The following is an 11,546-nucleotide window of genomic DNA, read 5'->3' as shown; positions in this document are numbered from 1 at the left end:
CAAGGGCAAAAGCAAAAAACTAGCTCTTATTGCAGTGTGCAACAAGTTATTAAAACAAGCATTTGCAGTTGTAAAAAATAGATTGCCATACGATGCAGATTACAGAAGCTCTTTAGTAATAAATAAGTAATAGTTTACTTGTTTTTTACCTCAGTTCTTTGTTGTACATAGTTATTCTTTTATATCTTCCTATTAATATAGGAATTCCTTTATATAACCAAAACTTTGTACTAACAACACCTCCAGACATTCCACCTTTATTATATTTTTCTACAAAAATTGAATTATAATCATGTTCTTCTATTGGTGTTCCTGTTAATTTTTTTATCGCATCATGTATTAATTGTTCTAATTCTAATTCCGTTTTTGGCAGTTTAGTGTTTTTAAAATACTCGATTAAATCTTCCCATAATTCAATGTCTCCACGAAATCCATATTGTCCTGGTCTATCATTGAATAAATCACTTATTGAGTCTGTTTTTAATTCATCAAAGTAATCGTAGATTATACTAAAATTACCTTTATTTTTATGGTTATATAGAATAACCAAGTCTTCTATTTTTTCAGATAGTTTAGGATTTCTATTTCTCAATTCGTTTATATTCTGAATAATAATAGTTTGTGGATTATCAATTTTTACATCATTAATAAAATTCCATAGTTTATTCCATTTTCCGGTTTTATAAAATGGTAGATATTTTAAGCTCAGAAAATTATTGGGCAAATTTTCTCTAACATCAAAAATTTCAATGGTTTGGCTCATAATTATGTACAACGTTCTGTGTATGGCTTGTTGCGAATATAAATGTATGAATTTTCAGTTTAGCAATAACTCAATTTAAAACGACTTAACTTTGATTTAGCAATGAATAGCAATAAACCATACACTTTGTTGTGCATAGTTTTTTCTGAAACCAAAAGACAATTAAAAGATTTTCATTAAAGAGTTAATTCAATAACGCAATATTTTCACGAATCATTCTTGATTAGAAAACTCTTTAAATTAGAAATAATTTATCATACTCGCTTTATTTAAAAGGTTCTTATAAAATTTTATGAAAGTTGACAACTAAATCATTTTAATAGTAATCTACTCAGATTTGATTAAATTTTCGTATTATTACTTTTAATTTAATCATAATAATTTTGAAGCAAATAATTTCTTTTTTTATTTTTTACTTATTCCTTTTAAATATAAATTCTAACGCCCAAAATTGTTTATCGTCTGGAATTACATTTTATATGCAAAGTCAGATAGATAATTTCAATACTAATTATCCTGAATGTACTGAAATATTAGGTTCTATAACAATCAGCGGTAATTCAATAAACAATTTACAAGGATTATCGCAAATTGAATCAATTCAAGGAGATTTAATTTTAAATAGTAATAGTATTACTAATTTAAACGGATTGAATAATTTAAAAACAATAGGTCAATCACTTGAAATTGAAGATAATACTAGTCTATTAAGTTTAGAAGGGTTAGATGCTTTGGATAGTCTTGGGAATAGTATTATTATTGATAATGTAACTTTTTCTAGTATTGCGGGTTTAAATTCACTTATTAATATTGGAGGGAGTTTAGAAATAATAAATAATGAAAATCTTACCCATTTTTATGGGTTTAACAATTTGGACTCCATTGGAGGCGATATTAAAATAACCAATAACAGCTCACTGGTTGATTTTAAGGGCATTGGTAAACTGACAACCATATCAGGAGATTTTAATATTTCAAGTAATTCATCTTTGGTTAATTTTACAGGGTTTGACAGCTTAACTAATATATATGGAGAAGCAAATATTAGTAATAATCAAGTGTTGATGAGCATGGTAGGTCTGGGTAGTCTTGAGAGAGTTCATGAATCATTTTCAGTTCAACATAATGACGGATTGAAAAATTTTAGTGGGATGAATAGCCTATCCTCGGTAGGAACTTTGTATTATCATACATTTGAAATTGCTCGAAATAATGCTTTATTAAATATGGAAGGCCTTGAAGGTTTAACAAATGTACTCACTTTAAGAATCAATGGAAATAATTCATTAGAAGATTTAGAAGGGCTCAATAACCTAAGTGAGATATCAAGATTGTTTAATTTTTGGGGTACACCATTAACAAATTTTAAAGGGTTGGATAATTTAATTACAATTGGAAATGTTCATTTGGCTAGCAATGATTCCTTACTTAATTTTGTTGGTTTAGAAAATCTTGAGACGATTACTGGTGAATTTGCAGTAACCAGTTCTTCTTTAGTAGATTTTACTGGTTTGGATAATTTAACATCAATAGGTAGTCTCTATATTGATTTTTGCGAAAAACTTGTGGATTTCAAAGGTCTTGAAAGCTTAACTAATCTGAACAATGGTACAATAACAATTCAGTACGATATGGACAGCCTCTCAAGTTTGAATGGAATGGATAATATTGATTATACAACCATGGGACGAGTGACAATAACTTCTAGCCCTAATTTATCATTTTGTTCTGTAAATAGTTTTTGCAATTTATTTAGTGACCCAAATTTGAGCTATACATTACGTAATAATGCAGTAGGGTGTAATAATCGCCAAGAAATAATAGATAATTGTGGGCAATTATCTGTTGAGAATTATGAGGCGATAAGGTTCAAATTATTTCCAAATCCAGCTAATTTATATTTTAATATAAAAACGGAATTGATTATTAATAAAGTAAAAATATACTCAATTTTAGGAAATTTAGTAAAAGAATTCGAGTCGTCTCAAGATAAATATTCAGTATCCGATTTAAATCGTGGAGTTTATTTCGTGAAGATTGATACAGAAATTGGAACCCAAATTGTTAAGATTATGAAAAATTAATATATTAAGTATTAAAAAAAAATCAGCATAATAATTTATTTAAATATGCAGTAATTCTTAATGAGAAAATGATAGGGAATTCTATTAAATTAGTTCAAGAATCACTGAGTTTTTTAATTATGCACAACGGTCTCGGCTATGAGTAGTTGCGTGGTTTAGCGATTAACTTTGCAAGTACACACCAAACTGAAAATCCATGAGGATTTTCAGAAGTAGGCGAGAACAAGCAATTACTTATAGCCATTGTTGTAACCAGTTTTTTTAATAACATAAACAACCATTTTCAAGTTCATAATTAATGGTCTTCTTGAAGTAGTTGTTTTCTATGTTTTCTTTAATTTCTAATTTTTTAAACTCTTTGTTGTCAAAGTCAAATAAATGGTAGTCTTTTCCATTGTCATAATCCAAATCAAAAATTATTTGGTCTTTGAACTGATATAATTCAAATTCAGTCTCATAGTTGAATACTATTTTTTCTTGAAGAATATCATAGATTGAGAAGCCACAATAGCCAATATCACACTCAGCTAAGTTTATAAGGTATTTGTTGTCAATTAATTCAGATACTGAACCTCCAGCAACTTCTGTTATTTGTCCATTTTTGCTAACAATAATAGTTCTTCCATCATAATCTCCGTGTTTGACAATTAAAATATGATTAGGTACTACATTTTCCAAAAAAGCAATTCCAGCTGAACCACCAAGAGCTTCTATAAATTCATATTTGAACTTTTTAGTTTTATCCGAAGTGATTTCAATGTAAGCGTCACAATATGATTTAGGATTCTTTATTTGAGATATTTTTATTTCAGTGTTACCAATCTTTTTAGACCTCACTTTTAGTTTTGATTCATTCGATTGATAGGTTTTTCCGTTTATAGTGAATTCGCTCAAATTTTCTATTCTGGATTGGTGCATAAATCCAGAACGCCCATTCATATTCGTAACTCTACACCAATTTTCAATTTCTGAACTTTCGTAATAAAAGTATTCAGTATCCAAAATCTTAAAAAGAACTTTAGATTTAGTCGTTGGCTTTTCTCTAACATTGGTATAACCGTCAGGGTCATTGATTTTTCCTAATTGTTCATTTCCAAACATATTTAGGGAAATCAAAAATCCAAATATTAATGTGATTACTCTCATTTTCTGAAATTGGTTACAACGGTTCAAATAAGCGCAGTGCGGCTTCGTCCTCGGTTTTGTAAAATAACAAAATGTTTCTCTGTCTGCCGTGATGCCCTTTAAAAGCAGGATTAAAGCCGCATTGCGTTTATTTTTTGTTGTAGCCAGTTTTTATTTTTTGTCGGTTGTTTCAAAGATAAGTCCCTGTCATAATTTGGTTACCGTATTGAGTATCCTTGATTTTCCAGTCTCCATTTCTTTTGATTTTGATTTTTCGGCTCATAGAAATTACTTTTTTACTGAAGCACCCATGATTTTTTCCATGTCCTTCAAGGTGTTCACATGATAGCGGTAGGAAAACAATATAGCTCACCGATACTTCGTAGCGTGACTTTGATTTTTGAAGAAAGGAAATCTGAAATGGAGAACACTTTGTTGAATCGCTATAATTATGTTCTTCCAGAGATGCTCCGTTAAAAGTTAAATCAAACTCTAAGTCGCCTGAATAGTTGACTGGTCTATAGGGGATATTATAAGCAGGACTGTCGATACATTTATGGTTAGGGTCATGAAGCACGGTGTATTTGAACGTTGAATCTGAAAGGCAACCTTGTATCATTTGTTGAAATAGGTCTTTCTTTTGACCAAATGAATTTAGGCTAAATAAGGTCATTAAAACTAATAGCTGTTTCATGCTGTCTTCAAATTGGCTACAACGGTCTTGTATATGAAAAGTAGCAGGTTGTAAGCACTAACTTTTCGGTTTATAACTGACCTTTGTTTTATTATTTATCTTTAGTTTAAGCACTAAAACTGCTATTTTTTATATACGTTGTTAGCCACTGGCTTTATTTCAAATCGTATTTTATTTCACGTTGTTTGAAAGCTTCGTTTCCACCTTCTAGGATTTCACAAACGTGCTCTTTTATTCCTTGTCTTTCCAAAATTATTTCAATTCCTTCATCAGTTTCTTTTGAGTTTTCTAAACTGCCCGAAACATACTGGAATTTAGCTCCATTTCTGTTTTTTGTGTCAACTCCATTTTGATTTGCGACAATTACTTGTTCAGAGTCAGCACCAACAACGATATTAGGGTTATGAGTTACGACTATTATTTGTCTTTCCTTTTTCTTCTTTTTGAGGTACTTAACTAACTCTTTGTAAATCGCACGATTATCTAAATCATCTTCGGGCTGGTCAATTAGTATAGGACAATCTTTGTCGCTAAAGTCCAATAACAGCATTAAAACTACAAATGCTTTTTTACCTTCCGACATTTGATTAAATGTATCATCATAGCGTATATCGTAGGAAATGTCAAAGAAATTTGTAGACATTAATTTTAAGGCTAAACCTAAATGTGAGTTCCCACCTTTTAGTGTTAGAGATTGATTCAAAAGTTTTTCAAAAATCTCGGTAGTTAGCTTAAAATATTGTTCAACATTTATATCAAATGTGGTATTTACAATTTTTTTTCCTTGGTCGCTTTGTTGGTTCACGCTCCAATTTAAAAGCTCCCTAAATTCAAATGATTTTAGCTTTGGAAAGGCGATTATTTCTAATTTTCCTTCCGAAATATTTAACTTCTCCTTTATTTCTTCGATTTTGTTGTAGAAGTTTCTATGTGCTTGTATAATTGAGGTTTTGAAACTATTTATTTGTAACAAAAACTCCTCTATCTCTTTTTTGATTAATGTAATATCAGCAAGTTTGTCTCTTTGAACTTTAAGTTTTTGTTCTGTTTCTTTGTAATGCTTATTATTCTTGAAGGTTTCAATTCCTTTGATGTAACTCGCATTCTTTTCAATTTCTAACAGTTTTTGACTATTTGCTTTTAGAGTAGCAACATTTTTCTGTGAAATTTTGTCCAACTCTGAATCCCATTCATCTTGAAACTTATTTTTAAGTTTTTCAAAAGAAGATTTAACCTCAAATCTATTTGAATCGCTCAAAGAGACAATATCAAAATCAATATCTTTATTTATAAAGAATTTCTCCTTTAAAGATTGAATTTTTGATACTTGCGATCTAAGATTTTCATTTACTTTTAAGAGTTCTTCAAATTCTAGTTTAAGTTTATTGTAATCCTCTAATTCTTTCTCTGTGATTTGAATCTTTAATTTTAACTCAGACAGTTCCTTTGTTAATTTCTCAATTTCGGCTTTAATCCCTTTTTCATCTCCTTTTTCCTTCAGTTTGATTCTGCGTTTTACAAGTTCCTCTTGTAACTGAAATAACTTATTTATTTTTGCTGTTATATCAGAGTTGTTTTCACTTGAAAATGATTCATAGTTAGTAATTAGTTGGTTTTTCGTTGCATCCTGCTTTATTATTTCCTCTACCAAATTATCTAATTCGCCACCTTTATTTTTAGCTAATTGATACATATAACTTTGAGGGAAGTATTCGATATTCCTGTCATTATTTTCAACTCCATCTTTCCAAGTTATCGACATTCCGGATACTATTGCATTAACAAAATCAGTGTACTCTTGATTGCCAAATTTCACAGGTTTATCGCAATTCAACTTTTTAGCTATAGCTCCTAACAAAACTGATTTTCCTGTAGACCTACCACCGATGATACAGTTTAGGTTTTGGTTGAAATACAAAGTTTGATTTGTAAAATCGCTATGAGTAATAGTAACAGAATCTATTGCTTGATAACCTGCTTTTTCTTGAGGTTTGATTTGTTCAATTGATACTCGTTCATCTGGTTCGTAACCAATTTGTTTAATTCCATTAAAAGTCGGGTCTGCTTTTATCCAAGTATGACAATGGTAGTTTTCTGATGGTTTTTTACTTCCATCTTCATTGAACTCGTACGTGTCTAAGCTCTGAAAAGAATGAATATCTAGAGAATGAAGTAATCTTTTCTTACCAAATTCATTAAGCCAATTTTGATTTTTTTCATTCGTTGCTACGTTATTGCTAAAAAATGCTTTTACTTGAGAATATAAATGGTCTTTAAGAGGCTTTAATTGCTGGTTTTTTTCGAGATTACTCCATTCTTTATAACCAAGGAAAAGGAATGTTTTGTCTTTCCAAGCAGTTGAATTTACAAGTTCTAGAACTTCCTCAGTGGAAGGAATTAAAGATTCAAAACCATCTTTTAAAGTGCCACCAATTTCACTAAAATTTTCTTTTGATAGCTTTTTTGTTTTGTGAGCTTCGAGTTTCGAAATTTTAATGTTGTCAATAAACTCTTCTCTAATTTTTTTTATTTCGTTTGATAAATTTGATTCATCAACATCAAATAATATATGTAGATTAATTTTTTGAAGTTTGTTTTCATTTCCACTTCCAAAAGTGTCAATTCTAAATTCTAGTATTGGAAAGATTTTGTCAATATTCGCAAGTCTGCCTTTAGCCTTGAATCCCATTACTTTTTCATAACCGTCTATGAAATAATAATCAGTTATTCCAATAACCTTGACTTCTTTAGGTAAGTTCTCTAAACAATTAATGAACTTTTCCCAATTTTCTGGTGTGTTTTTGTATTCCTGACATATTGATTCAGGTGTATGAATATGTAAATCCCATATTCTCCATTCCGACCCTCTTTCTTTTTTTGTCATTCTGTTGTTTTTTTCAGCTTGTGGCTAACGTTCGCGTATAATAATAGTTGCGTTTGTGTGCGCGAGGATTTTCCGAAGGAAAATCAGAAGCGAACAAACGTGCTATTACCTTAGTTTAGTCTAAAAATAGCAATTATTTTTATACATTGTTATGCGCAGGTTTTTTATTGTTTTTAACGTTATATTCATAATCCGACGTATTATTCAAAATTTTAATTATCCGCTGTTTATATTCAACAATTTTAGTGAAAAACCCACAATTTTCATTAGGGCCTTTTTTTGACTTTTTTTTTAATCAGAACGAACTTTTGGCAATGCTTAATTTTTGATATTTAAACTAGCTTTGGGCAAAGCTGAAAGTCCGCGTTTTTATTTTTTTTAAGTCAGATGTCTTAAAAATCAGTTACGATGTTATCAAATCCGACGCTTTAATTTCTAGATGAATCCTAAAAGTCCGATGCAGGTTTTGTTGCTTTTTTAACTTGCGCATAACTAGTTTATAAAAATAATTCAATTTAAAATAACATTCCAAACGAGAAGGATAACACTGGTTTTTTAATCTACTTTTAGTCGTTCTTCGCGGTTTGCCAATTCCCAAGCTGTATAAAAAATTAAGCGTGTACGGGTTTCTAAAAATGGGTAGTTAATTTTATCTGGTGTATCGCTTGGTTTGTGGTAATCGGCATGTGTGCCATTAAAATAAAATATTACTGGAATGTTATGCTTTGCAAAGTTGTAATGGTCGGACCTGTAATAAAATCTATTGGGGTCGTTTTCATCATTAAAGGTGTAATCTAGTTCTAGGTTTACTGTAGCTTTATTTATAGAATCTGAAACGGTATGTAATTCTGTGCTCAACCTGTCTGAGCCTATTAAATATAAATAGTTGGGTTGGCCTTCATGCTTTTCGTCTACGCGCCCTATCATATCAATATTTAAATTGGCTACGGTATGTTCTAGCGGAAAAATAGGGTCTTCGTCTGTGTAATATTTAGAGCCAAATAGTCCTATTTCTTCGCCTGTAACATGCAAGAAAACTATGGTGCGTTTTGGTGCAAACCCATCTTTTTCAGCAGCTTTAAAAGCCTCTGCAATTTCCAAAATACCCACAGTGCCAGAGCCATCATCGTCGGCGCCATTGTTAACCTCTCCTGTGCTGGAAATGCCTATGTGATCCAAATGTGCAGAAATAACAATAACTTCATCTGGTTTTTCTGAACCTTTTATGTAAGCAATAACGTTTTCTGAAGCATTACTGGCTCTTCCTTTAAAATATTCCACTGGTATTTCTTGAAAATAGTCGCCTGTGGCAATAGGCGAGGGTATGTTATTGTTTATGTAGTGGTCCTTAATAAAATGTATTGCTTTTTTCTGGCCAGCTTCACCGGTTTTTCTGCCTTCAAAATCATTAGAGGCATAGGTGTAAAGCATGTCTTTTAACTCGTTGGCAGTAATGGTGTTGGCATAGGTTTCTGGGTTTGCTGTATTTTGGTTTTTTTTGTTTTGGGAATTACTACAGCTACATAGTGCTATAAAGACTATTAGTAATAGGCCTATTTGTTTCATAAAAAAAGTTTTGTAATGTGTAAATTAGTTTAAAAATACGCTATTTTCATCAATCGCCACACGCTTTTCCTGATTTGCCAATTGCCATGCAGTAGCAAATATTAATCTTGTTCGTTTTTCTAATAAATTATAGTCTATTTTATCGGGCGTATCGGTGTGTTTATGGTAATCTTCATGTTCGCCATTAAAATAGAAAATTACAGGAATATCGTGTTTTGCAAAATTGTAATGGTCTGATCTGGAATAGTATTGGTTAATATCTTTTAATGCGTTATACTTATAGTCTAATTCTAGATTTACATAAGTGTCTCGCACTTTTTCTGAGATGTAGTGCAGTTCTTTACTCAATCTATCAGAGCCTATTAGGTAAATATAGTTTTTGTTATTTGTGTGCCTGTCGTCCACACGTCCAATCATATCTATATTTAGGTTAGCTATTGTATTTTCTAATGGAAAAACGGGTTGTTTTACATAAAATTCAGAGCCGCGTTTTCCAATTTCTTCGGCGGTAAAGTGTGTAAACATAATACTCCTTTTGGGCGGATGACCGTTTAATACTGCTGTTTTAAAAGCTTCGGCAATTTCCATTACAGCTACGGTGCCAGAGCCATCATCGTCTGCACCATAATAAATATTGCCATCTTCTACACCAAGATGGTCTAAGTGGGCAGATATAACTAGTACTTCCTCGGGTTTTTCTGCACCTTCAATAAATGCGAGTACATTTTCTGAAGACGGTGTATCTTCAGACAAATAAATTTTAGAGATACCTTGAAAGTAGTTATTGCCTCCTAAAGGAGACTTTATATCTTGGTTTACATAAAACGATTTTAAATAATTGGCAGCTTTTTTTTGTCCTGGCTCTCCTACCTTTCTGCCTTCAAATTCTTTTGAGGCAAACTCGTAAAGGTGTTTGGTTAATTCTTTGGCGGTAATAGTTTCAGAATATTTTTTAACTAAACTGGTATCTACAAGTGTTATACTAGTTTTTAAATTTTCTATTCTTGCGGTGTATTTTGGAGTGGCGCAAGTGCCAACCAATGCTAAAAGTGAGAGGGTGCTAAAAAATTTCATGCGGTCTTTTTATTATTAACAACACGCCAATAAAAAGTTTTTTAGGGGGATAAACTCTATGTTCGCTTTGTTTTTAAAACGTTGTAAAGATAAGAAAAAGCGTAAAAAAATAACTACTCATCAAGTTCAATCTCTTCTAAATTTAGTTCTTCTAATTCTTCAATGGCTTCTTCTTTAGAGGTTTCCTCTTTTTCAACTAATGTTTCTGTGTTTCCAACTTCGGTTGTATTAAAAATAGCTTTGTAAGTTGTAACGGCTAGTGCCATTATGGTTAACAAAAATGAAAACTGAATAATTTTTTTTACTTCTCCAGCTTTTTTAGAGAGGTAAAACGCTATTAGTCCAAATATTAAGGCCAATGCTGCGGGAAAAATAGCCAAATTTGATACAGGTAGTACCGATAGGATTAAAGCTAGAATGGCAGTAATTAAAGCAAGAATTGTAAATAATTGTTTCATGATGCTATATGTTTAGTTTTTTACTCCTGTGGCAGATTTTATTTTAAGTTCTCCGTTGCCAACAGGGATCTTAAATTTTCCGTAGACCATAATTTTATTGGCATCGGCAGTGAGCCATAGCATATTGTCTTTGTTGCCTTTTATAACATTAGATTCGCTACTGCCAACTGCAATTTTATAGCATGTTTTACTACCAATTGCGGTACTTAAGGTTTCTTTACCCAAATAGGTAATTTGTGCATTTATTTCTTTTCTGTCAAAAATAACCGTGAATGATTTTTTTGCACCAACTTGCATAGATTCAAAATCAAAAAGTCTTATTTTATAAAGTGTAGCCACAATATCGTAAGTGCCAGAATTTATATTAACGGTCTTTTCTTCTACCCAATCTCCCTTGGTTTGTACGGTTTTAACTGTTTTAGTTTTGTGGCTAAACGTATATTTCATGTTTTTAGAATAGCCACCTTCGTTTATATCGCGTTTGTAGAGGTATGGTGTTAAAGTTTTTGGGTTTACATAGCTTTCGTATAAATCTCTAATTTTAAAAAAGTTATCCCATTTACTGTATGTTACAGCTTTACATTTTAAATGCAATAAGGTTGCTTTAGAGGTTTTAACATTACTTGTTTCTAAAGTAACTTGTGCTATATCGTTTAGTACACCAGACATATTGTAAGAGGCAGTGTACACTAGTTTTTCGCCTGCTGCTACAGCATTGTTTTGCGCCTTTAGGGTTGCTGTTGCAAAAAAAAGTAGCGCTATAAGAATATGCTTCATTTAAGAGGTTTTAGGTTATTAACGAATTGTTAAGCATTTATTGTGCCGAAAATACAATGCAGGCGCCTTAAATGCTAATATTTTTTTAAAATTAAAGATGAACTGATAAAAGTCATTTGAT

9 protein-coding genes and 1 pseudogene are annotated in these 11,546 nt (G+C 31.2%); 2 read left to right on the top strand and 8 right to left on the bottom strand.

Going from position 1 to position 11,546, the window contains the following annotated elements:
• Positions 1 to 130: pseudogene (locus tag CLV33_RS17740) on the top strand (IS110 family transposase); the annotation flags it as partial.
• A gap of 15 nt (positions 131 to 145) precedes the next feature.
• On the opposite strand, the gene CLV33_RS16120 reads toward CLV33_RS17740, so the two are convergent.
• Positions 146 to 763 carry a hypothetical protein gene (locus CLV33_RS16120; RefSeq protein ID WP_105474745.1) on the bottom strand — a complete coding sequence of 206 codons (618 nt, stop codon included), beginning with the start codon at positions 761 to 763 and terminating at the stop codon, positions 146 to 148.
• A 383-nt stretch (positions 764 to 1,146) separates the two neighbouring features.
• On the opposite strand from CLV33_RS16120, the gene CLV33_RS16115 reads away from it, so the two are divergent.
• Positions 1,147 to 2,847 carry a T9SS type A sorting domain-containing protein gene (locus tag CLV33_RS16115; RefSeq protein WP_105474744.1) on the top strand — a complete coding sequence of 567 codons (1,701 nt, stop codon included), beginning with the start codon at positions 1,147 to 1,149 and terminating at the stop codon, positions 2,845 to 2,847.
• 261 nt (positions 2,848 to 3,108) lie between these two features.
• On the opposite strand, the gene CLV33_RS16110 is transcribed toward CLV33_RS16115, so the two are convergent.
• From CLV33_RS16110 to CLV33_RS16080, 7 genes are all read right to left on the bottom strand, one after another.
• The gene (locus CLV33_RS16110) at positions 3,109 to 3,993 is read right to left on the bottom strand and encodes an SH3 domain-containing protein (RefSeq protein WP_146109761.1); all 885 of its coding nucleotides are present in this window, start codon (positions 3,991 to 3,993) and stop codon (positions 3,109 to 3,111) included.
• Positions 3,994 to 4,162: 169 nt separating this feature from the next.
• Positions 4,163 to 4,666, bottom strand: a complete 504-nt coding sequence (locus tag CLV33_RS16105; RefSeq protein ID WP_105474742.1) for a hypothetical protein — start codon at positions 4,664 to 4,666, stop codon at positions 4,163 to 4,165.
• Positions 4,667 to 4,820: 154 nt separating this feature from the next.
• A complete protein-coding gene (locus CLV33_RS16100) occupies positions 4,821 to 7,550 on the bottom strand; it encodes a TrlF family AAA-like ATPase (protein WP_105474741.1) in 2,730 nt (909 codons plus the stop codon).
• A 555-nt stretch (positions 7,551 to 8,105) separates the two neighbouring features.
• Entirely contained in the window at positions 8,106 to 9,116 is a 1,011-nt protein-coding gene (locus CLV33_RS16095) for a M28 family metallopeptidase (RefSeq protein ID WP_042246937.1), read from the bottom strand.
• Between the two features lie 24 nt (positions 9,117 to 9,140).
• Positions 9,141 to 10,190, bottom strand: a complete 1,050-nt coding sequence (locus tag CLV33_RS16090) for a M28 family peptidase (protein WP_105474740.1) — start codon at positions 10,188 to 10,190, stop codon at positions 9,141 to 9,143.
• Between the two features lie 113 nt (positions 10,191 to 10,303).
• Positions 10,304 to 10,648 (bottom strand): FUSC family protein, encoded by a 345-nt coding sequence (locus CLV33_RS16085; RefSeq protein WP_105474739.1) that lies wholly within the window; start codon positions 10,646 to 10,648, stop codon positions 10,304 to 10,306.
• A 12-nt stretch (positions 10,649 to 10,660) separates the two neighbouring features.
• Positions 10,661 to 11,425 (bottom strand): DUF3108 domain-containing protein, encoded by a 765-nt coding sequence (locus tag CLV33_RS16080; RefSeq protein WP_105474738.1) that lies wholly within the window; start codon positions 11,423 to 11,425, stop codon positions 10,661 to 10,663.
• Positions 11,426 to 11,546: the final 121 nt, after the last annotated feature.

Origin of the sequence: Jejuia pallidilutea (genome assembly GCF_002973595.1) — a bacterium.
GTDB classification, from domain to species: Bacteria; Bacteroidota; Bacteroidia; order Flavobacteriales; family Flavobacteriaceae; genus Jejuia; species Jejuia pallidilutea.
This window is presented reverse-complemented; position numbering and strand designations above follow the sequence as displayed.